21 protein-coding genes are annotated in these 26,159 nt (G+C 65.1%); 14 read left to right on the plus strand and 7 right to left on the minus strand.

Going from position 1 to position 26,159, the window contains the following annotated elements:
• Positions 1-3 precede the first annotated feature (3 nt).
• The gene (locus AC1D1Y_RS16355; protein ID WP_477683240.1) at positions 4-930 is read right to left on the minus strand and encodes a LysR family transcriptional regulator; all 927 of its coding nucleotides are present in this window, start codon (positions 928-930) and stop codon (positions 4-6) included.
• A 156-nt stretch (positions 931-1,086) separates the two neighbouring features.
• On the opposite strand from AC1D1Y_RS16355, the gene AC1D1Y_RS16360 reads away from it, so the two are divergent.
• Positions 1,087-1,275, plus strand: a complete 189-nt coding sequence (locus tag AC1D1Y_RS16360; RefSeq protein WP_477683241.1) for a hypothetical protein — start codon at positions 1,087-1,089, stop codon at positions 1,273-1,275.
• Here AC1D1Y_RS16360 and thiL read toward each other — a convergent pair.
• From thiL to apaG, 5 genes are all read right to left on the minus strand, one after another.
• Positions 1,263-2,249, minus strand: a complete 987-nt coding sequence (gene thiL, locus AC1D1Y_RS16365) for a thiamine-phosphate kinase (protein ID WP_477683242.1) — start codon at positions 2,247-2,249, stop codon at positions 1,263-1,265. The genes AC1D1Y_RS16360 and thiL overlap by 13 nt on opposite strands.
• A 37-nt stretch (positions 2,250-2,286) precedes the next feature.
• Positions 2,287-3,426: a YbdK family carboxylate-amine ligase gene (locus AC1D1Y_RS16370; RefSeq protein ID WP_477683243.1), complete on the minus strand. Its 1,140-nt coding sequence runs from the start codon at positions 3,424-3,426 to the stop codon at positions 2,287-2,289.
• Complete coding sequence (locus AC1D1Y_RS16375; RefSeq protein WP_477683244.1) at positions 3,416-4,684, minus strand: cation:proton antiporter; 1,269 nt, start codon at positions 4,682-4,684, stop codon at positions 3,416-3,418. Before AC1D1Y_RS16375 ends, AC1D1Y_RS16370 begins: the two co-directional genes overlap by 11 nt.
• A 366-nt stretch (positions 4,685-5,050) precedes the next feature.
• Complete coding sequence (locus tag AC1D1Y_RS16380; RefSeq protein WP_477683245.1) at positions 5,051-7,015, minus strand: site-specific recombinase; 1,965 nt, start codon at positions 7,013-7,015, stop codon at positions 5,051-5,053.
• Between the two features lie 21 nt (positions 7,016-7,036).
• Positions 7,037-7,444 (minus strand): Co2+/Mg2+ efflux protein ApaG, encoded by a 408-nt coding sequence (apaG, locus tag AC1D1Y_RS16385; protein WP_477656110.1) that lies wholly within the window; start codon positions 7,442-7,444, stop codon positions 7,037-7,039.
• 304 nt (positions 7,445-7,748) lie between these two features.
• Between apaG and rpe the strand changes: the two genes are divergently transcribed.
• From rpe to gph, 9 genes are all read left to right on the plus strand, one after another.
• Entirely contained in the window at positions 7,749-8,444 is a 696-nt protein-coding gene (rpe, locus tag AC1D1Y_RS16390; RefSeq protein WP_477677676.1) for a ribulose-phosphate 3-epimerase, read from the plus strand.
• Between the two features lie 87 nt (positions 8,445-8,531).
• Positions 8,532-10,262, plus strand: coding sequence for an adenylate/guanylate cyclase domain-containing protein (locus AC1D1Y_RS16395; RefSeq protein ID WP_477683246.1), 1,731 nt, complete (start codon positions 8,532-8,534; stop codon positions 10,260-10,262).
• 128 nt (positions 10,263-10,390) lie between these two features.
• Positions 10,391-11,143 carry a response regulator gene (locus tag AC1D1Y_RS16400; protein ID WP_477683247.1) on the plus strand — a complete coding sequence of 251 codons (753 nt, stop codon included), beginning with the start codon at positions 10,391-10,393 and terminating at the stop codon, positions 11,141-11,143.
• A gap of 61 nt (positions 11,144-11,204) precedes the next feature.
• Entirely contained in the window at positions 11,205-13,727 is a 2,523-nt protein-coding gene (locus AC1D1Y_RS16405; protein WP_477683248.1) for a PAS domain S-box protein, read from the plus strand.
• A 595-nt stretch (positions 13,728-14,322) separates the two neighbouring features.
• On the plus strand, positions 14,323-15,444 hold the full coding sequence (locus AC1D1Y_RS16410) for an AAA family ATPase (RefSeq protein WP_477683249.1): 1,122 nt from the start codon (positions 14,323-14,325) through the stop codon (positions 15,442-15,444).
• Positions 15,445-15,473: 29 nt separating this feature from the next.
• Positions 15,474-15,890 (plus strand): bpX5 domain-containing protein, encoded by a 417-nt coding sequence (locus AC1D1Y_RS16415; protein WP_477683250.1) that lies wholly within the window; start codon positions 15,474-15,476, stop codon positions 15,888-15,890.
• Positions 15,887-17,749, plus strand: coding sequence for a hypothetical protein (locus AC1D1Y_RS16420; RefSeq protein WP_477683251.1), 1,863 nt, complete (start codon positions 15,887-15,889; stop codon positions 17,747-17,749). Before AC1D1Y_RS16415 ends, AC1D1Y_RS16420 begins: the two co-directional genes overlap by 4 nt.
• Positions 17,742-20,612 (plus strand): bpX6 domain-containing protein, encoded by a 2,871-nt coding sequence (locus AC1D1Y_RS16425; RefSeq protein ID WP_477683252.1) that lies wholly within the window; start codon positions 17,742-17,744, stop codon positions 20,610-20,612. The genes AC1D1Y_RS16420 and AC1D1Y_RS16425 overlap by 8 nt, the downstream gene beginning before the upstream one ends.
• 281 nt (positions 20,613-20,893) lie before the next feature.
• Positions 20,894-21,544 carry a phosphoglycolate phosphatase gene (gph, locus tag AC1D1Y_RS16430; protein WP_477683265.1) on the plus strand — a complete coding sequence of 217 codons (651 nt, stop codon included), beginning with the start codon at positions 20,894-20,896 and terminating at the stop codon, positions 21,542-21,544.
• Between the two features lie 79 nt (positions 21,545-21,623).
• Here the strand turns inward: gph and AC1D1Y_RS16435 are convergent, their stop codons facing one another.
• Positions 21,624-22,211: a chalcone isomerase family protein gene (locus AC1D1Y_RS16435; RefSeq protein ID WP_477683253.1), complete on the minus strand. Its 588-nt coding sequence runs from the start codon at positions 22,209-22,211 to the stop codon at positions 21,624-21,626.
• Positions 22,212-22,693: 482 nt separating this feature from the next.
• Between AC1D1Y_RS16435 and trpE the strand changes: the two genes are divergently transcribed.
• From trpE to ltaE, 4 genes are read left to right on the plus strand one after another with little or no spacing between them, the layout of a single operon-like run.
• On the plus strand, positions 22,694-24,193 hold the full coding sequence (gene trpE, locus AC1D1Y_RS16440; RefSeq protein ID WP_477683254.1) for an anthranilate synthase component I: 1,500 nt from the start codon (positions 22,694-22,696) through the stop codon (positions 24,191-24,193).
• Positions 24,190-24,510 carry a chorismate mutase gene (locus AC1D1Y_RS16445; protein ID WP_477683255.1) on the plus strand — a complete coding sequence of 107 codons (321 nt, stop codon included), beginning with the start codon at positions 24,190-24,192 and terminating at the stop codon, positions 24,508-24,510. Before trpE ends, AC1D1Y_RS16445 begins: the two co-directional genes overlap by 4 nt.
• Before the next feature lie 3 nt (positions 24,511-24,513).
• Entirely contained in the window at positions 24,514-25,095 is a 582-nt protein-coding gene (locus tag AC1D1Y_RS16450) for an aminodeoxychorismate/anthranilate synthase component II (protein ID WP_477683256.1), read from the plus strand.
• Positions 25,092-26,147, plus strand: a complete 1,056-nt coding sequence (gene ltaE, locus AC1D1Y_RS16455) for a low-specificity L-threonine aldolase (RefSeq protein WP_477683257.1) — start codon at positions 25,092-25,094, stop codon at positions 26,145-26,147. Before AC1D1Y_RS16450 ends, ltaE begins: the two co-directional genes overlap by 4 nt.
• Positions 26,148-26,159 lie beyond the last annotated feature (12 nt).

Consider the following 26,159-nt stretch of genomic DNA (forward strand, 5'->3'; position numbering starts at 1 on the left):
CGGTCAACCGGCGGGCGGGCCGCTCACCAGGTCTCTTTCGCGGCTGAACCACTCGGCCCAATAGTCGATGCAGGCCCGGATTTTCGGCAGCCGGTGGCGCCCGCCCAGCGTCACGGCGTGGATGGGTACGGGCTGCTCGTCGACAAAGCCCGGCAGCACCGGCACCAGCATGCCGCGCCGCACCAGGGGCTCGGCCGCCAGCATGGCAAAGCGCGCAATGCCCAGGCCCTGCAGGGCCAGCTGGCTGGTCGTGCCGGTGGAGTCGGCGCGCCAGCAGCCGTCTGCCGTGATCACCACGGGCTGGCCGTCGATGATGAAGGGCCAGCGGTTGAGTGAGGTCGCGGCGCTGTTGCTGATCAGGCGGTGCCGGCCCAGGTCGTCGGGGTGCTCCGGTGTACCGTGGGCCTCCAGGTAAGCCGGTGTGGCGTACAAGCGCCGCCCATGCGTGCCTATCTGGCGCATCACCGTGTTCTCGTTGGCATGCATGCCGCTGCGGATCGCGATGTCGACACCGTCGCGCACCATGTCCACAAGGCGGTCGTCCACTTTCAGTTCCACGCGAACACGCGGATGGCGTTGGTGAAGTCCTTCAAGGCTGGGCACCAGCAGGTATTCGGCCATGACAGTGCTGGCCGCCACCCGCACCCAGCCGCTGGCCTCGCCGCTCTGGCTGGCGAACTCGCCTTCGAGATCGTCCAGCGTCTGCGTCATCCGCCGGCAATAGCCGAGGAAGGTTTCGCCCTCGGGCGTCAGGGTCAGCGCGTGCGTGCTGCGCTGTACCAGCCGTGCATTGCAGGTTTTCTCGATGCGGGCGATGGCGCGCGACACCTGGCTGACGGGCACGTCTCGCGCGCGGGCCACGGCCGAGAAGCTGCCCAGCTCGGCCACGCGCGTGAACAGGTGCATGTCGTCAAAGTTCAGGTTCCGCATGCCGGCCATATTACCCAGGGCCGGGGTTTTCTGTTTTGCGTCTGGTGCAAGACGGATTTGCGGCGCGGGTGGTTTCCGCCGGTGGCTGTTTTGCGCACAGTAGCCCCGTGGCCCCTGGAGAAAAAAGAGACCCCACCTCCCCGAAAGGATACGCTGATGAACTCGCTCTATACCCCCACCGAAGAAAATCGCCTGACCGCTGCCGCCATTGCCGAAGCCCGGCATTTGCGCGCACTGGCGCCGGCTGCATTCTGGTCGGCGGCGAGGCGCTGGGTCGGTCGCCTTGCGCACGGGCTGGCGCATCGCGGGCACGTAGACGCCGCGGCGCGCCTTCAGGCAAAGTGATCGAAGGAGGCGTAGAGCCGCTCCAGCGGCGCGCCGGCCGCGTCAAGCAGCCGCAGGCCGGGATCCGCGTCGATCCGGCCGATCCGGCTGACGGGTGTTTGAGCCTGGCGGGCCGCGGCCTGCACGGCCTCATGGGCCGAGGCCGGAGCGGTAAAGGCGAGTTCGTAGTCGTCGCCGCCCGCCAGCGCGAACTCCATCTGCTTTTCAGCATCGATTCCGGCCGTGGCCCAATCGGAACGTGAAGAAGCAGCGACCAGATTGATCGCGAGTGCTGTTTCAAGCGTTGCGCCTGTTTTCGAGGCGCGCAGGATGTGGCGAAGGTCGCCGAGCAAACCGTCGCTCACGTCGATGGCTGCCGAGGCAATACCGCGAAGCGCCTGGCCCAATGCGATGCGCGGTGTGGGCTGCTCCAGCCTTTGCCTGGCCTGGGCCAGCATGCCGGGCGGCAAGGTCAAGGCGCCGCGCAGCGCCTCCAGCGCCAGCCGGGCGTCGCCCAGCGTGCCGCTGACATACACGTCGTCACCGGGTCTGGCGCCCGAACGCAGCAGCGCCTGGCTCTTTCCGTTCAGCACCGGCACTTCGCCGAACACGGTGATGCAGATGTTGAGCGGCCCTTGCGTGGTGTCGCCGCCCACCAGTTCGCAGCCGTGCGTATCGGCCAGCGCCAGCAGGCCTTGCGAAAACGCGGCGAGCCAGGCTTCGTCGACCCGCGGCAAGGCAAGGGCCAGCGTGAAGGCCAGGGGCTTGGCGCCGCAGGCGGCCAGGTCGCTGAGGTTGACGGCCAGCGCCTTGTGGCCCAGCGTGAAAGGATCCACGTCCGCGAAGAAGTGCCGGCCCTCGACCAGCATGTCGCTGGAGATGGCTATCTGCGTGCCGGGCGCCGGCTGCAGCAGCGCGCAGTCGTCGCCCACACCCAGCGCGGCGCGCGCGGCGGGGCGTGTGAAGTAGCGTGCGATCAGGTCAAATTCACCCATGGCGCAGAGCATACAGGCTGCGCCCCGGGCACCAGGGTCAGGGATATTGCTGGTGCGTGACGCCGCCGCGGAAGCGGTCGGCCGCCTGGCGTATGACTTCGGCCAGCAGGTGCTCCTCGCCCTGTTTTTCGCGCAGCCAGCGGGCGTCGTTGTCGCCGCGCTCCACGCTGTTGCGCAGCAGGTGCAGCGAAGCGCCCGCGCCCATGCCGGTGGCATGGCGCTCGATTTGCCCCATGGTCTGCAGGATGTGCTCGCGCAGCGGCATGTGGCCGCCGGTGGCTGGGTCCACATAGACCGCGTCCAGGCCGAAGCGGCAGGCCTGGAAACGGTTGTAGGTGTAGACCAGGTAGTCGTCCTCGGTGGGCATGAAGGGCTGTTCGTGCATGAACCAGGAAGCCAGCGACTGCACGAAGCCGGCCAGCGCGGTGGCGCGCTCCACCGTGAGCGGCGTGTCGAACACCCGGATTTCGATGGTGCCGAATTCCGGCTTGGGCCGGATGTCCCAGTAAAAATCCTTCATGCTCTTGACCACGCCGGTGCGCGTCATCTTGTCGAAGTAGACGGTGAAGTCGTCCCAGGTCAGCGCGAAGGGCGCGCGGCCCGACAGCGGAAAGGCGAACACCGAGTTGAGCCGGGCCGAATCGAAGGCCGTGTCCTGGCCCTGCACATAGGGCGAGGAGGCGGACAGCGCAATGAAGTGCGGAATGTAGCGCGACATGCGGTGCAGCGTCAGCAGCGCGCTGTCGGCGTCGGGGCAGCCCACGTGCACGTGCTGGCCGAAAATCGTGAACTGCTTGGAAAGGTAGCCGTAGAGCTCGGACAGCTCGCGAAAGCGCGGCTTGTCGTAAATGCGGCGCTCATGCCACTGCTGGAAGGGATGGGTGCCGCCGCCGACCACGGCAATGTTGAGCTTGTCAGCGCTCTTGACCAGCGCATCGCGGATCTGCGAGAGCTGGCCCAGCACCTCCGACGCGTTGCGGCACACGCCGGTCGAGATCTCGATCATGCTGGAGGTCATCTCGGGCACCACGGCGCCTGGCAGCGGGATTTTGGACATCAGGCGCAGCATGTCCTCGGCATAGGGCGCCAGGTCGTAGTCGTGCGTGTTCACCAGCTGCAGCTCAAGCTCCACGCCCAGCGACAGCGCGGCCGATTTGTGAAAGGGTTCAAGGCTCATGGACGGGTCCGGATGCGGGGCCGCGCGTGAGCGGCGCCCAGGGTTTGGAACTTTCGCCGGCGCGGTAAATGGCCAAGGTGGCCAGCACCGCGCCCAGCACCTCCATCAGCAGGATGGCGGGCAGAGCCACACTGGCGATCTGGCGGCCCAAAGCGCCCGAGGCCGTGGCGAACTGCGACACCAGCAGCAGCGCGACCGAGGACATCGGCGACATCGCGCAGCCCACCCACAGGGCCTGCTTCCAGCTGGCGCCGCTGCCGACGTTGCCGAGAGCGACACCGGCGATCTTGGCCACCATGCGCGCGACGACCATGGCGATGACCAGGCCCGCCACCGGGCCGCTCCAGTCGGCCTGCGCCGCCACCACCGAGACCAGTACGAACATCAGCATGGTCAGCATGGACGAGGCCGTGCCCATCTGCCGCGGCCACGACCAGGGGCGCGGATTGAGCTGCTTGAGCAGCATGCCGCCCAGCAGCGCCGCCAGCGGCGCCGAGCCGCCGAAGTGGGCGGCCAGCGCGGCACCCGCGGCGATCAGGGCCAGCAGCAGGATGGCGGTGTTCTCGCTGGTGGGGCTCATCACGCGCAGCGCGGTGCGCAGCATGAGGGCCAGCGCAGCGCCCACCACGACCGAAAGGCCCAGTACCACCAGCACCGGGTACAGCGTGCTGAGCACGCCGGCCACGCCCGATTCGGGCCGGTGCATCATGCCGGCGCGTGCGCTGCACAGCGTCAGCGCATACAGGGTACCCAGGGTGGACAGCACCAGCGCGCGTTCGGTGACGGGGCCGGCGGCGCGGGTGTCTATGGCCACGCGCGACAGCACGGCGGGCGAGGCGGCCATGGCCAGCAGGGCCAGCGGTTCTGCCACGGCCTCGCGCACGCTCATCGCGTGCAGGGCCCAGTACACCAGGATGAAGGTCAAGGCTGCTTCGGCCAGGCTTTGAACCAGCACCATGGGGTTATGGCGAAACCAGCGCAGCGGAATGCGCCCGCCGGCTTCGAACAGCACCACGGCCACGCCCAGTTCCAGCAGGAAGAGCCCGGTGCCCTGGAGCGGCCAGGCCGCGCCGCTGAACCCCGCCAGACCGGCAAAGCCGCCGACCAGCGAATAGCCGACCACCTTGGGCAAGCCGGTATAGCGGTTCAGGAGATGGCCCGTGGCGGCAGCCAGCGCGAGCAGCACGGACCACTGCACGGTCGGCAAGCCCGCCGAAGGCTTGATCCATTCAGCCCAGATGGCCAGGATTTCGTTCATGAGGAAGGGGTCTCCACTCTGATTGGAACTTCTGCAGACAAGCCCTTGAAGGCGGCATGTTGCACGTTGGTCGGCCAGCCTGGTGGCGTGAGGCCCGGTGGGTTTGCGCGAGGAAAACTTGTTGCATTAATTTACAGGCGCACTGTTGCCAGGCATGTAGGACAACATCGGAAATAGCGCCTTTGCACTTTTTCTTCAAGTAACGATGGAGGGGCATCGCCATCGTGACGATGTTCATCAATGTGGCTTGAAGAGTGCAGTGAACAAACCAGTGGGGGCCGAGGGTCCGGCTTTGCCGGCCGCAGGCGCCGTCCCCTCGAGGGGAGAACAGGCTACACGCAGTGAGCCTGGACAGGGGGGAGCCAGTTATTCAGGCATGAAGAAGCTGCGGGGGTGGCTGCGCCATCGCGCCCAGATGGCGGCACGGATACGCGCACGGTCGACGTTGCTCACGTTGTGCGCCTGCAGGGCCAGGCGGAACGCGAGGTAAAAACTCACGCCGAGATTCAGCGCGCCTATCAGCGGAATGGCCGCGATGCACCACCAGATAGTCAGGTGCTTGAACGCTTCAAGGCCCAACGATGCGCCGGCCGCGGCCAGCTGGCCGGTCGACAGCGTGACGTGGCGCGCTTCAAGCTCCACGCCGAAGAAACCGGTGAAGGCCGGGATCAATCCCAGCATGAAGCCCAGCGCGATGTTGGAGGCGAAGCCGGAGATGTTGTCGCGCATGAAGGCGGACCAGCGCGCCGCGCGCTCGCTGCCGAGGAATGCGGTGATGCGCGGGTTGTGGCGCATGGCCGAGTCCAGGCGATGCAGCACAAACCAGTTTTCGGTCCAGCCCGCGATCATGCTGGCCGCGAACAATATGCCGCCGGTGAAACCCGCCCACATCAATGTGGGGCCCAGCAGCGTCAGCGTGCCCAGCACATGCTCGGCCTCTGTGTGGCTGATCATGGGCCGGCCCAGCAGCAGCAGGACCAGCGTGTTGACCAGCAGCACAGCCGGCACCACCATGAAGACGTTGCCGAAGACCGCGGCCACCTGCGAACGCACCAGGTGCGTGACCTCGTCGACAAAGGCCGTGATGGTGCTGCTCGCATCGGCTGAGCCGAGATCCTTGAGCTTGGCCGCCATGGCCGGCGCCGTCATGGCCGGCTGTTTGGTGGCCAGCGTGAAATGCAGCAACTGGATCAGGATGAAGCTGGCGGAATACATGACGGCGGACCAGAAGCCGCTCCAGAAAGCCGAAAGGCCCACCGCCACGATCATGAACTTGAGCAGCGTGGTAAAGGCCGTGATGGCGCCACCGCCCATGGCCTTGCCCAGCATTTCACGGTATTCGCCGCGCGTGCGGGTGATGTAGGTTTCGCCGGTTTCGGCGCTGCGCTCGGCCACCTTGGCCGACAGCAGCGTGGAGTTGGCGCTGATCAGCGCGCTGATGCTTTTGCCTTCCTGCGCGGTGATGACGCGGCGTCCCAGCAGCTTGACGGCTGCCATGGCGGGCTTGGGCGAGACCAGGCTGTCGAGCAGTTCGCGCACGCGCAGCATGCGCTCGCGCAGCTGGCGCAGCCGAAACACCATGCCGACCGAGATGCCGTTGTCCTCCAGGTGCGTGTAGATGCTGTTGACGGCCTGGCGGCAGGCGTCCAGCCGCTCACGGTATTGCGCGATGGCGGCCTGCAGCTGCGCCTCGTCCCGCTCTGGCTTGAAGAAGGCGTTGCGTAACCCGTCGATGTCGGCCGGCAGCGCGTGGAAGGCGCGCGCGTGCGGCGTGGCGCGGTTCATGCGCAGGCGCAGCTCTGGCGCGAAACCCGTGGCGCGTATCTGGGCCGTGCAGTAGGTCAGCGCGTCCATCAGGCTGTAGTGCCAATGCAGCGTGTCCATGTCGGGACTGGCCGATAGCATCAGGGCCAGCCGGGCGACCTGCGGCTCTTCGAGCGCGCCCATCCATTGCGCGTCGAAGCGCGTGGGCGCCACCAGGGGAAACAGCTCGGAGGCGTCGACGGTTTCTGGCGTGCCGGGCAGCAGTTTGCGGCGCAGGCGCTCGGCCAGTTCGCTGACAAAAGCCGTGCGCGGCGCGAAGCCGAAATCGGCCAGCAAGGTGGTGATGTCGACCGTCTGGATCAGTGTCTGCCACCAGGCCCGCATGCGTGTCTGGATCTCGGGCTGCCGCTCGACGGCATCCATGAGGGCCTGCACCCGCGAGACGGCGGCCGCGACGGAGGTCTCGTCGCCGCGTATCCATTCGAAGAGCTTGATCAGCCAGACATGGCGCTGTGCCAGTCCGGCGTCCGGGTCCAGCGCCTTGAGCAGGGAGGCCAGGTCTTTCATCGGGCAGTCAGGGCCGTGGGCTCAATGCAGGACACGGCCGGGCGGGGTGGCGCCGTTGCCGTTGCCGCTGTGCGCCTCCAGCACGAACATGGGGATCGGCGCCTCGAAACGCTCGCCGTCTTCGGCCACGCAAAAATAGCTGCCGTGCATGGTGCCGCTGGGCGTGCGCAGGCGCGACCCGCTGGTGTACTGGAAGGATTCGCCGGGCTTGAGCAGCGGCTGGTGGCCGACCACGCCCAGGCCCTTGACCTCTTCGTTGTGGCCGTTGGCATCGCTGATGACCCAGTGGCGCGAGATCAGCTGGGCCGTGACCTCGCCGGTGTTGGTGACCGTGACGGTATAGGAAAAACCGTAGACGTGGTCTTCCGGCGCCGACTGTTCGGGCAGGTACTGGGGCACGGCTTCGCAGGAAAATTGGTATTTGGGCATGGCTTAAGAACCTGTTCGCGCTCTAAACGGGGCCGCGCAAGCCCCTTCTCGGGATGGGATGCAAGGCGCGGTGCGCTGCCCATAGCATAGCTATGGGTTAGCGCCGCAACGCCGCAGACCGCCCGAAAAGGCGCTTGCCCTCCGGGTTGGGGTGAAATCGGGCGATTGCACCCCAACGCGGTCCCCGTTTAGACCGCGAACAGGTTCTCTCCATGTTAACCGCCTGCTGCGGCTGTTGGCCGGGCGAAACAACCTGCGCCGTCGAGTCCCGACGCGGGCCGCGGCTTGCTGCGACAATCCTGACATGCCTAAAAACCAGCCGCCCACCTACCGCATCGCCCCTTCCATCCTGTCCGCCGATTTCGCCCGACTGGGCGACGAGATCAAGGCCGTCATCGCCGGCGGCGCCGACTGGATCCACTTCGACGTGATGGACAACCACTATGTGCCCAACCTGACGTTCGGGCCCATGATCTGCCAGGCGCTCAAGCCGCACGCCAAAAAAGCCGACGGCACGCCGGTGCCGGTGGACGTGCACCTGATGGTGCAGCCCGTCGACGCGCTGGCCGCGGCCTTTGCCGACGCGGGCGCCGACCTGGTCAGCTTCCACCCTGAAGCCTCCGGCCATGTGCACCGCAGCGTGCAGGCCATCAAGTCCAAGGGCTGCAAGGCCGGGCTGGTGTTCAACCCGGCCACGCCGCTGGACGTGCTGGACTGGGTGATCGAGGACATCGACCTGATTCTCATCATGAGCGTCAACCCCGGCTTCGGCGGGCAAAGCTTCATCGACTCCGCGCTGCGCAAGATCGAGCAGGCGCGCAAGCGCATCGATGCCTCGGGCAAGGACATCCGCCTCGAAGTCGACGGCGGCATCAAGACCGACAACATCGCGCGCGTGGCCGCCGCGGGCGCCGACACTTTTGTGGCCGGCAGCGCCATTTTTGGAAAACCCGATTACAAGGCGGTGATTGACGCCATGCGGGCGGAACTGGTGAAATAGGCCGGCGCGCGCCGATGCGGACCCGCGCGCGCCAACCCCGGTAACCGGCCGGGCCGGATGCCGGCCCGCCACCCATGGAGGAGCCGCATGACTGAAGCCGTAAGCGAGCAAGCCGGGCGGGGCCCCGCGCGCCGCGCCCGCATCCTGGTGGTGGACGACACGGCGGACGTCCGGTATTTCCTCGTGGCCCTGCTACGGGACGGTTATGAGGTGGAGGCCTGCGAGTCGGGTGAAGAGGGTCTGCAGGTGGCGCTGTCCGACAGGCGCCCCGAGATCATCCTGCTCGACGTGATGATGCCCGGGATGGACGGCTACGAGGTCATGCGGCGGCTGGCGCGCGATTCGCGCACGGCCGACATTCCCGTCATCTTTCTCACGGCGCTCAGCAGCGTGGAGGAAGAGCAGTTCGGGCTGGACCTGGGCGCCACCGACTACATCACCAAACCCATCAGCCCGCCCGTGCTGCTGGCGCGCGTGCGGCTGCACCTGGAGCGCAGCGCCAATGCCAAGCGCCTGAAAACCCTGTCCGAGCAACTGTCGCGCTACCTCGCGCCGCAGGTCTACCAGTCGCTGTTTGACGGTTCTCGCCAGGCCGAGATCCAGACCCAGCGCAAGCGGCTGACGGTGTTTTTTTCGGACATCAAGAACTTCACGGCCTCCACGGCGCAGTGGCAGCCCGAAGAAGTTACCTTTTTGCTCAACAGTTACTTTGAGGAAATGTCGCAGATTGCCGCCGAATACGGCGCAACCCTGGACAAGTTCATCGGCGACGCCATCGTCATTTTCTTCGGCGACCCCCACACCCTGGGTCCGCGCCAGGACGCGGTGCAGTGCGTGAAGATGGCCGTCGCCATGCAGCAACGCATGGTCGAGCTGCAGCGGCGCTGGAAGGCCATGGGCATTCCCAAGGCCTTTGAGATACGCATAGGCATCAACTCCGGATTCTGCGACGTCGGCAACTTCGGCAGCAACCTGCGCATGGACTACACCATCATCGGCCGTGAAGTGAACCTGGCCGCCCGGCTGGAGCAGGCCGCGGAGCCCGGCGGCATCCTGATTTCGAGGGATACCCACGACCTGGTGCAGGACGAGATCGAAGTCGAGGCGCGCGAGCCGGTCGTCGCCAAGGGATTCGCCGAACCGATCACGGTCTATGCGGTCCGCAAAACCCCGGCGGCGGCGCCAGCAGGGGCAGGGGTGATCCAATGCGACCGGCCCGGCCTGCGCCTGGAGCTGGACCCGGGACGCCTCACGCCCGCGCAGCGCGCGGACGCTGCCGCCGAGTTGCGCAGGGCGCTGGGCAGCCTGGAGGCGCTTGCGGAGGCTGGGAACAGCGAGGCCGGGAAGGGCGCCGCCGCGCCGGCCCCGGTGGCCGAAACCGGCACACCGGCGGCCCGCCTTGCCGCCGTGCAGGCGGCGGATGCGGCAGGTTCCGCCGAGGAGGCGCTGCCCGACAGCATCGCCGGGCTCGACGTGCCCCTGGGTCTGAGCCGGGCGATGAACATGAAAGGGTTTTACATCTCGATGCTGCGCCGCTTCGTGGACGGCCGCGCGGACACGCCGGCACGCATCCGCGAGGCGCTGGCGGCAGACGACCTGAAGGCGGCGGAGTTGCTCAGCCATTCCTTGCGCGGTGTTTCGGCGCAGATCGGCGCCACGCAATTGCCGCTGGACGCCGGCGCGCTGGAGCAGGCGCTTCATGACAAGGGGCCGCGCGCCGGCATTGACGACCTGCTGCTGCGCATGGAGGCCTCGCTGGGGGAATTGATGGCGGCGCTGCGGTCCGCCTTGCCGCCGCCGCCCGCGGAATCGCCGTGAATGCCGGGCCCACCCAGTTGGTGTATCTTCTTCCTGAGGGCGTGCACCATTTGAGCGGGCCCCGGACCTTAGAATCAGGCAGCGCTTCGGCGTATGTCATGCCCCTTACCACAGAGAGGAGCTACACCGTGCAATACAACGATATTTACGCCGTCACGCCCAAAGGCCAGCAGGAATTGCGCAGCGCCGCCACCACGATTTCGCCGCCTGAGCTGGAGCTGCTGGTGCGCCTCGACGGCATCCTGTCCCTGGCCCAGATCCGCCAGAGCGTGGGCGAAGCTGTCGGTACGACGCTCGATAACACCGTGAAACTGCTGTTGGCCAAGGGGCTCGTGACCCAGGTCGAGCCGGACCCGTTCGCCGCCTCTTTGCAGTTCCAGCTGAGCCCCACGGCGCTCACCGAGGCCGGCGCCGAGGCCGATTTCTGCGCGGCCACGCTGAAAAAATCCAATTACTACGTCCGCATCGCCCGCAAGCGCGAGCAGCCGCGCCAGCGCGCGCCCGGCGAACGCCTGTCGGCCATCGTCGTGGACGACGATGAGCACCTGGCAAAGTTTCTGAGCCACTACCTGACCTTCGAGGGTTTTGACATACGGGTGGCGGGCTCCCGCGCCGAAGTGGTGGCCGAGTTCCGCAAACCGCCGATTCCCGACCTGGTGCTGCTGGACGTGATGCTGCCCGATGCCGACGGGTTCGACATCCTGCTGCGCATCCGCTCGCACCCGCAGCTCAAGGACATCCCGGTGATCATGCTCACGGCGAAGGCGACCCGCGAGGCGGTGCTCAAGGGCCTGGCCAGCGGCGCGGACGGCTACATCACCAAGCCCGTGGAGACTGAATCGCTGATCCAGGCGGTCCGCACCGTGCTGGGCTCGCAGTAGCGCACAGGCATGGCGAAATGAGCCGCTTTTCTGGCAAACCAGGCCTGCCGGCTCAAGCGCCATGAAGTCGCCTTTTCGCGCGACCATCAATGTCGCACTGTTCACCGGGATGATCCTGATCATCCTGAGCATCGCGGCTTCCTATTTCACCATCAATACGCTGCTCAGCGGTACGCAAAGCGAAACGCAGGCGCGCGAAACCGTGCTGCTCCTGGAGCAGGTCGTCGCGGAGTTCAAGGCGGCCGAGTCCTCGCAGCGGCGCTACCTGCTGACCAACACCGCCACGGACCTCGCCGCATACCAGGAAGCCCGCACGCTGAGCCAGCAGGCGCAGCAGCGCGTGCACGCGGCGGCCGGCACCAGTCAGGACTGGCGCACGCTGGAAGACGCCATGACGCGACGCTTCGCGTTGATGGAGCAAGCCATCGCCGCCCGGCAGCAAACCGGGCTGGAAGCGGCAGCGGCCATCATCGGCGGCGAGCCCAACCGCCGGCTTTATGACGAGATCGAAACGCTGGTGACGCGTATCAAGACGGCGGAAACCCAGGCCCTGGAGCGTTCGAAAGAGGAAACGCGGCAAAGCGCCCAGACCGTCAAGCAACTGATCCTGCTGGGCGGGCTGTTGTGCCTGAGCGTGTTCGGCTGGGCCATCCAGATGATTGTCCGCTCGCAGGAAAAGCGCCGCCGCGTCGAGGCCAGGCTTTCCGACAGCGAGGCCATGAGCCGGGCCGTGACTGAAAGCATGGCCGAAGGCCTGGTGACCGCCACCCAGGAAGGCATCATCGTCAATGCCAACAGCGCCGCCCGCCACCTCTTCGGCTACCGGCTCGACGACCTGGTGGGCCGGGAGGTGACCATGCTGCTGCCCACGCGCTACCGCATGGGCTTCCAGGCCTTCTTCGCCAGCCTGACAAACCGCCAGCGCGGCTTTCGCGAATGGGACGTCAAGGTTCTGGGCCTGCGCCACGACGGCACCGAGTTCCCGGTGAACGCATCGTTCGGCGACGTCAACGTGGGCGGCAGCCGGCTGTTCACGGCCATCATTCACGACATCACCGAAAGCAACCGCATCAGCGACGCCCTGCGCGACAGCGAAGCCCAGCTGCGCGAGCTGACCGACGCCGTGCCGGCCCTGATCGCCTATGTCGACAGGGAGGAGCGCTTCCAGTTCCACAACCGGGCCTATGAAGAGGCCTTGGGCCTCGGGCGCGAGCAGATACAGAACCGGACCCTGCTGGAAGTCCTGGGGCCGCAGCTGTACGACCAGGTCAAAGGCCATGTCGAGGAGGCGCTGGCCGGTTATTCAGTGCGCTACGAGTTTGAGCTGGCACCCCTCGGTGGCGAACGGCGTGAATACGTCATGAGTTATTTTCCGCGCTACGGCGAGGGGGACGAGCAGGGCACCGTCATCGGCTTCTCCTCGCTGGGCAACGACGTCACCGAACTCAAACGCATAGACCGCATGAAAAGCGAGTTCGTCTCCACCGTCAGCCATGAACTGCGCACGCCGTTGACCTCCATACGCGGTTCGCTGGGCCTTGTCTGGGGCGGCGTGACGGGCGAGCTGCCGCCGCAGGCCAAAAACCTGGTGGGCATCGCCCAGAGCAACTGCGAGCGCCTGATCCGGCTCATCAACGACATTCTCGACAGCGAAAAAATCGAGTCCGGCAAGATGAGCTTTGAGTTGCGGCCGATGGAACTGGAACCCCTGCTGGAGCAGGCCCTTGCCGCCAATGAAGGTTTCGCGGAGCAGCACGGCGTGAAGCTGGTGATGGGCAGGATGGAAGCGCCTGTTCAGGTCTGCGTCGACAGCGATCGCCTGATCCAGGTGATGACCAACCTGCTGTCCAATGCCATCAAGTTTTCGATGCCTGGCAGCGCCGTGCAGGTGGCGCTGCGCACGGATGCGGGACGCGCCCGGGTGGAAATCATCGACAACGGCCCCGGCATTCCGGATGAATTCCGCCAGCGAATCTTCCAGAAATTCTCCCAGGCCGACTCCTCCGACACGCGGAAAAAAGGCGGCACCGGCCTGGGCCTGAGCATTTCCAAAGCCATCATCGAGCGCATGGATGGCACCATAGGCTTCACCACGGAAAGCCAGGTGGGTAGCACATTCTTTTTCGAGCTGCCGGTGTGGCGGGAAGCGCCGCCGGTCACGGCGCCCATGGGGCTCGACGGCGTGATGCGCCCGCGCGTGCTGGTATACGAAGACGACCCCGACGTGGCCAAGCTCATCGGCATGATGCTGGACAAGGGCGGCTATGACGCAGACATGGCGCACACCCCCGAACAGGCGCGCGACTACCTCAAGATGGAATCGTACGCGGCGATGACGGTGGACGTCAGGCTGCCCTACGAGAACGGGTTCTCGCTGATACGTGAGCTGCGGGCGAACAAGCGCACGGCGCGCCTGCCGGTGCTGGTACTGTCGGTCACCGCTGCGGAGGCGCGCCAGCATGCCGGTAGCCAGGCGCTGGGCATCTCGGGCTGGCTGGAAAAACCGCTTGATGAGCAGCGCCTGCTCGACAGCCTGGACCGCGCGATAGAAGCCAGGCGCCGCGCCAGGCAGAGCGCCTCTTGAGAGCCGCTCAAAGACCCTCCTGGCGTTGTTGTGCCGCCTTGCCAGGACCGCTTCGCTGGGTTTTATGAGCGACTCCAGGCTTAGGCCATTTGCATGAATCCTGTTCTGATCCGTACCCTGGTCCGAAGAAATAAGGTTTGAAACAGAAAAACTGCCGCGTCCTTCTGAAAACGTCGTTTGAATCGAAGGTGGATTCGGAATCATGGTGTGAAACAAGGGGCGCCGGACCGTTGTGAGCCTTGCTACAACATGGAATAGGGTTCGAAACGAGCGTCAGCGCTTCAACTGCGAGGGTCGACCGCACCCGAACGATAACTGACCATCTGATCCGGAAATTCTTGACCACCTGCCTTCGAACTTCTGGTGATGACCCACAAGAAGGTTGGCGACTTGAGGAACGAGCGAACGACTGCTTTCGGGCCACTTGCAGACTTTCGCGAATGACCGCTGTGGAGGCGACAATCGGTAGCCTACAGCAGCAGCGAAAGCGGGCGCACATCAAGAAACCTCCGATCTGAAGAAGGGTGTTTTGAGCGTTGCGCGAGGTGCGATACTCATTGCCTTTCGACGTAAGCAACCCCTTGGAATTAAGCGTATGACACTCTCTTTGCAAGACTGCGCTATGCAGGTACGCAACGGTATCCGCGCCGCTACAGCGGGTCTGATTGGCCGCGAACAACTGGCCGAGCTCATCGTCCTGGGCGCCGTGGCGCAGGAGCATCTGCTGGTGATTGGCCCGCCCGGCACGGCCAAAAGTGCGGTGGTGCGTCGGGTGGCCCAGGCCATGGGCGGGCGCTATTTTGAGTACCTGCTGGGCCGCTTCACGGAGCCATCGGAGTTGTTTGGGCCGGTGGATTTGAAGAAGCTGCGCGAGGGCACGGTGGAAACCGATGTGACCGGCATGCTGCCCGAGGCCGATGTGGCGTTTCTAGATGAAGTCTTTCTTGGCTCCACGGCCATTCTCAATACCTTGCTCAGTGTGCTCAATGAGCGGCGCTTTCGGCGGGGTCATACTCAGATCCAGTGCCCGTTGCGGGTTTGCGTGGGGGCAGCCAATGGCCTGCCGGATGACGAGGCATTAGCTGCGTTTGCCGACCGGTTTTTGTTGCACCTCTTCATTGAACCAGTACCAGACCACCAACTGGAGGCCATGCTTGCCGGGGGCTGGCTGTCTGACCGCAGCCAGATTGCACCGCAGGCCGCCATGGTGCATCTGGATGTGTTGTGCCAGGCCTTGCACCAGGTCGATCTGGACGGCGCCCGTCCGGCCTTGGCCAATGCCATTCGGCAGTTGCGTCAGGCCGGCATACAGCTATCGGATCGGCGCATTGTCAAGGCACAGCGCCTGATCGCTGCTGCCACCGTACTAGCGGGTCGCACACAGGCTACCCAGGGGGATCTGTGGCCCATTTTGTATGTGTTGCCGACCAAAGAAGCCCAGCACAGTGCGCGCGAGGTACTGCGCGACTTGCTGGCGCATTCCACGCACCCGAATCTGCTCAGTGCGGTGGAGCAAGCAACGCTGCAACCGATGTCGCGCGTGACACGGCTGCTGGAATCGGCCCAGGGTTGCATCGCACGGACCGACGGAGAGCGCAATGCCGAGGCCGAAGCTTTGTTGCGTGAAATCGATGCCAACTTCAGCATTGACACGCTGCCCGCCATCCTGGCCCCGTGGCGTGTCAAACTGGTTGCCGTGCTGAACGTGGCGGCGTGAGCCTGGAGGGAAGAACACCGTGGCACTGGATGCGCCGCACGCATCCGGTAGTGCCCTTGGCCGTCGTTGCTTGGGGCGACAACGCGGTGCGGCTGCACGCGCGTCTGTGCGCCTTGTCGGCAGAACACTTGATGCGCTTACAGGGTACGGCCAGCCGCGACGTGCTGGTGGTGAGTGGCCAGACCGCGGACTTGCCATGGGTAGACGGGGCTGCGTATGCCGCGCCCTGTGCCGAAGCCCCAGCGCTGTGGTTGCCCACCCTGGTCCAGCCTGACGTGCCGGGCGACCTGTTGTCGCAGGCCCTGCTGCGACGCCATCCCCGTGGCACCTTGCTACTGTGGCCCACGCCAGCGGCCATCGTGCCACTGGACCGCCAGCTCCCGTTGTCCGAAGAACATCTACTGCGCGTTGGCGAGCATTGGGGTGTGCGGCGGAGGCGGCCGTGAGCGACGCGATGACGCTACCGCCTTCGCTACAAGCCTGGCACCCCTGGCTGACGTGGTTTGCACCTGAACTAGCCGCCGCCGTGGGCGACGTGCTGCGCCGCATGCACCCCCTGTTGGGGCGCTTTCAAGGTCGCCGCCAAGGCGGTGTGGCCGAGCCCGATGGCGTGGAGGACTTGCGTCGACGGGGATCGTATGAGCGGCTGTTGTCCAGTGAGTGGTTGCTGGCGACTGAATTGCCAGACGAGTTCCTGCGCCGCGCAGCCGGTGGCGAGCACCTGTTTCTGGCACCACGGCCCCGGGCCATGCATGCCGACAAGCTCATCGTCGCGATCTTCGATACCGGGCCGTGGCAGTTGGGTGCACCGCGCCTGGCGCACCTGGCCCTGTGGATTTTGCTGGCCCGCCGGGCTCAGGAAGCCGGTGGAGCATTGCGCTGGGGTGCCCTGCACCAACCCGGCCAGTGGCATGACGCAAACACGCCCGAGCAGCTCAAACACATGTTGCGCACGCGCAGCTTTGACGTGGCGGGAGATGCACAGTGGACGCAATGGACGCAGTGGCTGGAGGCCAACGCAATCGGCGTAGGCGAAACCTGGTTGATAGGTCACGCGGTGGACGGCGCACGTGCGCAAGCCAGGCCACCATCACACACGGTACAGATACGCGCGGGTTTAAACGGCGACACGCTGGAGGTTGCCTTGCGCACCGGTTCTGCGGCACGCGCCATGCAAGTGCCCTTGCCGCCCGCACAACCGGCCGCGCGCTTGCTGCGCGGTCAATTCTTCGCCGAAGCGTCAGCTCGGGCGCACGAGCAACGGGCGGACCGCCTGTCATTGAAGTTTGCACCCATCATCGCGCCCAATGGATTGCTGGTCACGGTGCCGCTATTGGATGAGGCAGGGGTCATGATTTTTCGCATACCACCCCAAGGCGAACGTAAGCGCGGCAAGCACAAGCAGCAACACTGGGGAAAAGGCGCCGAATTGCTATGCGCGGCATTCTGCGGCAAGTCGTTTACCGCAGTGCTAAGCCAAAAAGGGCAGCTGTACTTCTGGCAAAACCAGGCGCTGGGTACGCAGCCGCGGCCACTAAAACAAGCGTTTGACGCGCCACCGGGGCGCGGCTCCTTGTTGCCGTGCATCTGGCAACGCGATGCCAGCCATTCGCGCCTGTTTGTGCAGGACAGCGCGGGCCGCCTGGTTTTTTGGGTCGGCGTACACCAACACAAAAGTGTTCGCGATGCGCGTCGCGGCCCGATGATTCTGGACCATGGGCTGCTGGCCATGGCACCCGTGGACGACCATCGCCTGGTCTATGTGAGCCGCGAAAAGGAACAACTGTGGGTTCGCTTTGCAGGGTCCAATGGTCGCGAGCAAATTACCCACCAACTGAGTTTGAGCCCTGACAACCAAACCAAAGTGTTGTTGACCGGAGGACTGCGCTGGAACAAGGGGTTTGGTGGCTGTGCGGTGCGCACGTCGGCAGTAGATGCACCTGAACTCTGGCAGGTACAGCACGGATCAGCAGCCGTTGACGTGCCCCATGAGCGCTGGCAGATTGAACTGGCCCCGGGTGCCAAGGCGGTTGGGTTGGTGCAGATAGCGTCGTCGGGCGATTACGCACTGGTGGTGCAGGCCAGCAACCGCCATGATCTTGCACTACACACAAGCACCGGGGCCGAACCGCTGCTCACGCTGACATCGGCCATTGCGCGGATCAGCGTGTGCCCCAACACAGGTCTGACAGCGATGCTCACTGCGGATCGCGCACTGCACGTGTACTCGCTGGCGGACAAGGTGTTGCGCCTGGTCGTGCACAGCGGCGCCACGACACCCGAATCGGACGCAATCCATGGCTGAAGCAGACGACACCGTGACCTCGGCCGGTGTGCGCCACCCTCTGTTGCGCGGTCATCAGCCGGTGGCCGGACTCTGGTTTCCCAACGACTGGCTGGATGAAGCACAGCGCAGCCAACGGGTGCTGGCGCACTGGCAGCCCGGTGCTACGGTGTGGCGATTCGCGCAGGGGGATCTGTTGCGCTTTGCTGCGGTTCGGGAGTTGCAATGCGAGTCGCTGGGCGGCTGGCCACTGCGCCAGCAAGGGCAAACGCTGTGCTCGGCACCGCTGACGCCACAGGAGGCGGCGGCCTTACCGGCGGCCGATGTGTGGCTGGTGGTAGGTGCGCAGGTCTGCACACTGCATGTGCGCGACGCCCGACCGGTGGACCCGGCGCAGTGGCTGGCCGTCGACAGCCTGGCCCTGCACGACACCTATGACTGCAGTGCGACGCTGCCCGTCGCGATCGACCTGTTGCCGACGGCGGCACGCGACGTGCGCGATGTGTTGAACGGCCGCGTTGGTGCGCCCACCGAAGCGCAACGCGAATTTCTTGCTGCCATGGCCAATCGCCAAACCGGCAACGCCGTGGATTCGACACGCCCGCCGGGCCTTGCCGCGTCACCGCAATCCGTCTTTCGCTGGCCACCGTGGGTTGCCGTTGTGTTGGTGGTCTTGCTGGTGGCGATGCTGTTCAACGGCTCGGGCCTTGTCAGTGTCGGCTTGCTCAAGTTGATCGGCTTTGTGCTGCTGGCGCTGTTTCTGCGCCGTGGCCTGCGTAGTGGCACCTCCTGGAACTCCACACCCGCGCCCCCAGCGACGGCATCGCCCGTGGCACGCGCTGGCGGCAAGCCACCGTTTACCTTGCCAGAGCGCGCCAATGGGTCGTTCATGCCGCAGGTCTGGCGCCAATGGCTGGCCCGTCTGGCCATCACCACCCAACTGTCACAGCTGCTGGGGCGCCGCCAAGCTGCCTATATGCGCAAAATGCTGGATCTATTCGAATCGGGTCAACTCGACGAAGCCCTGCGCCACGCCATTCCCTTGGGGGCCGATAGCCAGTCGCTGGGGCAGGCTTTTGGAACGCCCAGTGCGCGCAACGATCTTTCGCTGAACCGAAGCAATGCTGCAGCGACGAGCATCAACTTTGGCGCCGACCTGGATGCCCATCTGCGCCAGCTGTACCGCCAGACCTTCGAGAAATTGGACCGCGCCGGACGGGTCGACGAGGCGGTTTTCGTGCTGGCCGAGCTGCTCCAGTCGCGCCAGGAGGCGCTGGACTATCTGGAAAAGCATGGGCGCTACCAACAAGCTGCGGAACTCGCGCTGGCCTGGGATTGTGCGGCCGATGTGATCGTGCGCATGCACTGTCTGGCGGGGGATTGGCGCATGGCACTGGCGGTGGCGCGGCGAGATAAAGCGTTTAGCCATGCAGTGTTGCAACTGGAAAAACGCTGGCCCGACGCCGCAGCGCGCCTGCGCCAGGAATGGGCGCAGACTCTGGCCGCAGGGGGTGACTGGCTAGGCGCGGTAGACGCCATGTGGCCGCTTGCCGCCGAGCGCGCGCGCGCCACGCAGTGGCTATTGACCGCCGAATCCGCCGAAGGACAGCTCGGTGCACGGGCGCTCGTCAAACGCGCTGTGCTATTGCCCGAAACCTGGGTCGACTGCGCGCAGCGCCTGCAAACCTTGCGCGACGACCCCGCATGCCAGGACGAGCGCCATGCAGTGGCTCAGGCATTGCTGGCGCTGAAAGAACGGCCGGCGCAGGTGAAGCAACTTGCACGCATCGTGCTGCCGGCGGTCTTGGCCGACCAGGCCAGCCACGGCCGCCTGACCAAGACCGACCTGCAGCGCCTGGTGACGCTGGCTGCCGACCCCTGGCTGCAGGCGGACCTGCCCAACGCGGCGCTGCCTGCGGTGACCCCGCAAGGACTGGGACTGACAAAAACCACGATGCTGGGCCAGTGTCCTGACGCCGGTAGCCTTGCGATTCTGGATGCAGTGCCTCTGGACGACGGACGCCACCTGGTGGCACTGGGCGAAGCCGGTGCAGCCATCGTCGACCGCCACGGCCGTATCACGGCGCGCTTTGCCGTACCTGCCGAGCGCATTGTGATTGCCCACACCCGCCAAATGGCGCTGGTGCTGGCGCAGCGCGACCGCGTCTCGCGGGTGAGCCGGCTGGACCTGGCCAAACGCGAGGTGCAGGACCTGGGCATGGCCGAGTTGGCCCATGTGGCCACCGAATTTGACGGCATTGCCTGGACAGTGGCCAGCGGCACACGATTGCGCGTGCTCGACACCCAGCATGGACTTCAGGAGGTATTGTGGCAAGTAGCCGATCTACCTGGGCAGGTCCGGGGGCTGTCGGTCAACGCCCATGTGGAGCAACTGGTGCTGGAAGATCAACAGGGCAACCTGGAGCTGTGGCGCTATGGCCTGCCATTGCGCCGCCTGCTGGCGCGCGGCGAAACCATGCCCCAGCGACTACCCCACACCGCCTTGCGCGTGCTCTACCCCAACGGCGGTGTGATCGACATCACCCTCGCACCGGACGACCAGGGTCGTGCCTGCGTGAGCTATCGCTTGCACACCCGCACCTTTGCGCTGGAACCGTTTGCGGGCCATGCCGAACTCACCGGCGAGGTGCACGCGGTCGTCGACGCATCGTGGTTGTTGGTGTGTGTCAGCGGGCACACACGCAGCCAGGTGGTTGTGGTGTCGCTGAGTGATGGTCAGGTGCGCTCCAAGCTGGACTGGCCGGCACAGGCCCAACCCCAGATCCGCCTGAGCGCCGGGCACTGCCTGGTGTTCGATGCGCAAGGACGGCTGTGGTCCATCGACACTACGAGCAGCGTGGCAAGATCTATGACCCTGACGTAGTGCCGCGCATAACAGTGTGCTGACACTTTGGTAGTACTACCAGCATAGCCGGCGAGTGCTATCGATGCCTGGTTCCGCACATAGACTGTGGCCGCCGACGCTAAATTGACCAGGTGTGCCAGTTTCAGAGTGACCAGGGTTTTCTCAATGACAGCACTGGTCAGTTCGTCATCGGCACAAACTGCTGAAAGTGATCAAACTGGAACTGGCACCAACACTCATTGAGCGACCGCCGCATTTTGAACTCTATTACCTTGAACCATACCCATTTTGATGCCGCCATGGTGGATCTCGATGGCACGCTGGTGGACACGCTCGGAGACTTCGTGGCCGCCGTGAACGCGATGCTGGCCGACCTGCATCGGCCTGGCCAGGCGCACCATCAACTTGATGCGGCGACCGTGGAGCGCATGGTGGGAAAAGGCTCTGAAAACCTCGTGAGGGCGGTGCTGGCGCATGCGGCGGCGGATTTGCCGGCGCGCTATGCCGAAGCCTTTGCCAGCTACCAGCGGCATTACGCGGCCATCAACGGATTGCATTCGACGGTGTATGCGGGTGGGCTGGAAGGGCTGCACACCTTGCAGCAAGCCGGGCTCAAGCTGGCCTGCCTGACCAACAAGCCGCTCGCCATGGCGCGCCAACTGCTCAGGCTCAAAGGTCTGGACGGTTTTTTCAGCGAGGTGTTTGGCGGCGACTCGTTTGAGCGCAAGAAACCCGATCCCTTGCCCTTGCTCAAGACCTGCGAGGCGCTGGGCACCGCGCCCGCGCGCACGCTGATGATCGGCGACTCCAGCAATGACGCGCGGGCCGCGCGGGCGGCCGGTTGTCCCGTGCTGCTGGTGACCTATGGCTACAACCATGGCGAACCGGTGCGTGAGGTGGACGCTGACGGCTTTCTCGACTCGCTGGCCGGGCTGCGTTTTCAAAAATGACGCGGTAAAAACGGCAACGGGGCTTGCGCCCCGTTGATCGTGTGAAAGCCGCGGTCCCGTTGAGGCCCAGCGCAGTTTCCTAGTTCGTCTTGCCCAGCATCGCATCCTTGAGTTTCCAGTCGGCGGGCTGCGGGCCTAGCCAGATGCGCACCAGGGCATTGAAAAATTCGACTTCCTTGAAGGGCTCGCCTTGCGGTTTGCCTTTGACCGAGATGACGGTTCCGGTTCCGGGAACCCAGTCGATGGTGAAGCCCTCGCCGGCCACCAGCTTCTTCTGGTCGGCAAAGAGCTGGCCCATCTTGATGAGTCCGGGGATGAGCTTGGACATTTCCGCCTTGGGTGCGTTTTCAGTGAAGGCCGTGGTGAAGCTCTTGCCCAGTTCATTGGAGTCGATATCGCGCAGCAAGGTGATGCTGATGCGCTTGGGGCCAGCCATGGTGTAAACCTCCTCGGGGGTAGCGGCCTTTTTAGGCAGGTACATAGCGGCCACATAGACCTTGAACACCGCCTTGTAGCGAATGCCAGCTCCATTGAGCTGCAGTTTGGTGCCGTGAACCTCGATCGGGTCGTCGAGTTTGACGCCCGACACCTCCATCGGCGCAGCAAGGGCGCCGAATGAGAGCATCAGGCCGGCCAGGCCCGCAAGGCATCGCGTTGTCAAAGTCATGGATTGTCTCCAAAGAATGGTTGGAATAGAACGAGCGTTCGTTTTTTATCTCCTCATTTTCGAGTTCAGGGGCAGCCCCTCGCAAGAGGGTTTGCGAGATAAGCATTAGTACTAGGGGCCCGCTCACCGGCCCTTGCCGGGCCCTGGTCCGGCTTTTTGATGCCCAGCGGGGGCCGACCGGCTCCGGTCTTTGCTACACTTTGGCCTACATGTTCATTCATCGCATCATTCAAACAGGTTGTGGCGACCGGGGAGCCTGGCCCTGGCGTACCTGTCATTTCCCGCTCGCCTGAGGCGCATGCGGGCCGGCACGCTGACAGCGCTGCCCCGGCCCGTGCACTTGCCGCAGGTTCTGCGACACCCCCTTTCTTTGTTGATGCCCTCCGCAGCCTGCGGGAGCATCCCGGCCCCGGTCTTCGGGGCGTGTTGAATGACAGGCGGCAGCGCTTTTATGCGCCTTGCCTCCCTGAAAAGGATTGACCGTGATCACTGAACTCGAATTCAAAAGCCTTGCCGGCCAGGGCTACAACCGTATTCCACTGATGGCGGAAGCGTTTGCCGACCTTGAAACGCCTTTATCCCTGTACCTCAAGCTCGCGCACTCCAAGGACGGCGGCAAATTCAGCTTCCTGCTGGAGTCCGTCGTCGGCGGGGAACGCTTCGGCCGCTACAGCTTCATCGGCCTGCCGGCCCGCACGCTGGTGCGCGCCTCGGGCTTTGGCGCCGACCGGGTCACCGAGGTGGTGACGGACGGCCGTGTTGTGGAAACCTCCACAGCCAACCCGCTGGACTTCATCGCCGACTACCAGAAGCGTTTCAAGGTCGCGCTGCGGCCGGGACTGCCGCGGTTTTGCGGCGGCCTGGCCGGCTATTTCGGCTACGACGCGGTGCGCCACATCGAAAAAAAACTCGAAACCAGCTGCCCGCCCGACACCCTGGGCTGCCCCGACATCCTGCTGCTGCAGTGCGAAGAGCTGGCGGTGATCGACAACCTCTCGGGCAAGCTCTACCTGATTGTCTATGCCGACCCGGCCCAGCCCGAGGCCTATGCCAACGCCAAGAAGCGTTTGCGCGAACTCAGGGAAAAGCTCAAGTATTCGGTCAGCGCCCCGGTGGTCAAGCCTTCGCAGGGCTACCCGGCCGAACGCGACTTCGCCAAGGCTGACTACATCGCTGCCGTGGAAAAGGCCAAGCGCCTGATCGAAGCCGGCGACTTCATGCAGGTGCAGGTCGGCCAGCGCATCAAAAAGCGCTATACCGAGTCGCCGCTAAGCCTGTACCGCGCGCTGCGTTCGCTCAATCCCTCGCCCTATATGTATTACTACCACTTCGGCGACTTCCATGTGGTGGGGGCTTCGCCCGAAATCCTGGTGCGGCAGGAGCAAATCAGCGAAGGGCAAAAAATCACCATCAGGCCGCTTGCCGGCACCCGCCCGCGCGCTTCGTCGCCCGAGGCCGACAAGGCTGTCGAGCACGAGCTGGTCAACGACCCGAAAGAGCGCGCCGAGCACGTCATGCTGATAGACCTCGCGCGCAACGACATAGGCCGTATCGCCAAGACCGGCACGGTGAAGGTCACCGAGGCTTTCGCGGTCGAGCGTTACAGCCACGTGATGCACATTGTGAGCAACGTCGAAGGCGTGCTGCTGGACGGCATGACCAGCATGGATGTGCTCAAGGCCACCTTCCCGGCCGGCACGCTGACCGGCGCGCCCAAGGTCCACGCCATGGAAATCATCGACCAGCTCGAGCCCACCAAGCGGGGCCTTTACGGCGGCGCCTGCGGCTACCTCAGTTATGCCGGCGATATGGACGTTGCGATCGCCATCCGCACCGGCATCATCAAGGACCAGACGCTTTACGTGCAGGCGGCGGCCGGCGTGGTCGCCGATTCGGTGCCCGAGCTCGAATGGAAGGAAACCGAGGCCAAGGCGCGCGCACTGCTGCGGGCCTCCGAACTCGTCGAGGAGGGGCTGGAATGAGCACGGTGAACCGTCCACCCGTCGAGCACTGCCGCAGCATGGCCGACGTGCGCCGCAACATCGACGCGCTCGACGACCGCATCGTGGCGCTGGTCGCCGAGCGCAGCGCTTATGTCGCGCAGGCGGCGCGCATCAAACAAAGCGCTGGCGACATCGTCGACCAGGCGCGCATCGAATTCATCGTAGACCGCGTGCGTGCCCAGGCCCGCGCGGCCGGCGCCCCCGAGGCCATCCTGGAAGCGGCCTACCGCGCCATGATTGCCGCATCCATTGACTTTGAGCGCGGCGAGTTTCAACGCCTGCGCCAGGAGGCCTGAACCATGAAGCGCAACAAGCTCTTGATGATCGACAACTACGACAGCTTCACCTACAACATCGTCCAGTACTTCGGTGAACTGGGCGCCGAGGTCGAGGTGTTCCGCAATGACGAAATCAGCGTGGCCGACATCGCCGCGCGCGCGCCCGACCTGCTGGTGGTTTCGCCCGGGCCCTGCTCGCCGGCCGAGGCCGGCATCTCGGTCGCTGCGATCCAGCATTTCGCCGGCAAGCTGCCCATCCTGGGCGTCTGCCTGGGCCACCAGGCGATAGGCGCGGCCTTCGGCGGCAACATCATTCGCGCCCAGCAGCTCATGCACGGCAAGACCAGCGTGATCACCACCACGCGGCAGGGCGTGTTCGCCGATCTGCCCGAGCAGTTCGTCGTCAACCGCTACCACTCGCTGGCGATTGAAAAATCTTCCTGCCCCAAAGCCCTGGCCGTCACGGCCTGGACGGACGATGGCGAGATCATGGGCGTGCGCCACAAGGAGCTCCCCATCCAGGGCGTGCAGTTCCACCCCGAATCCATACTCACCGAGCACGGCCACGCCATGCTGAAAAACTTCCTGGAGCAGACCGCATGAGCCAAGCTTCCGTGGACCTGCGCAGCGATACCGTGACCCGGCCGACCGCCGCGATGCGCGAGGCCATGCTGGCCGCGCCGCTGGGCGACGACGTGTTCGGCGACGACCCGGCCGTCAACGCGCTGCAGGAAAAAATCGCCGGCCTGCTGGGTTTCGAGGCCGCGCTCTTTGTGCCCACCGGCACGCAGAGCAATCTTTGCGGCATCCTGAGCCATTGCCAGCGCGGCGACGAGTACATCGTCGGCCAGATGGCGCATTGCTATCGCTGGGAAGGCGGCGGCGCGGCGGTTTTCGGCAGCGTGCAGCCGCAGCCGCTGAACCACCACAGCGACGGCACTCTGGCCCTGGCCGAGATCGAGGCGGCCATCAAGCCCGACGATGCACATTTCGCGCGCACCCGGCTGCTGGCGCTCGAGAACACCCTGGGCGGCAAGCTGCTGCCTTTTGACTATGTGCAGCAGGCCACGGCGCTCGCAAAAAAGCATGGTCTGGCGCGCCACCTGGACGGTGCCAGGCTGTTCAACGCCGCGGTGGCGCAGGCCGCGCAAACGGGCAGCAACCCGCTGGCCGAAGCGCGCCGCATTGCGGACTGTTTTGACAGCGTCTCCGTCTGCTTCAGCAAAGGGTTGGGTGCACCCGTCGGCTCGGCGCTGTGCGGCTCGCGCGAGTTCATCGCGCGGGCGCATCGCGTCCGCAAGATGGCGGGCGGCGGCATGCGCCAGGCCGGCATGCTGGCGGCAGCGGCCTCGCATGCGCTGGACCACCATGTGGGGCGCCTGACGCAGGATCATGCTTTGGCCAAACACCTGGCCGACGGGCTGGCCGGCATCGAGGGCTTACAGGTCGAGCCGCCGCACACCAACATCGTGTTTGTCGATTTGACGGGCGCGGCGCGTGAGCAATCGGCGGCGCTGCTCAAGCACCTGGGCAGCCAGGGCATACAGGCGACGGGCTTGTATCGCCTGCGTTTTGTGACGCACCTCGATGTGGACACCGCCGGCGTGGACCGTGCCGTGGCCGCCATCCGGCAGTTCTTCCATCTCAAGGCTTGAAAGGACATCGCC

The sequence above is a fragment of the Polaromonas sp. P1_G1 genome, from assembly GCF_056405595.1.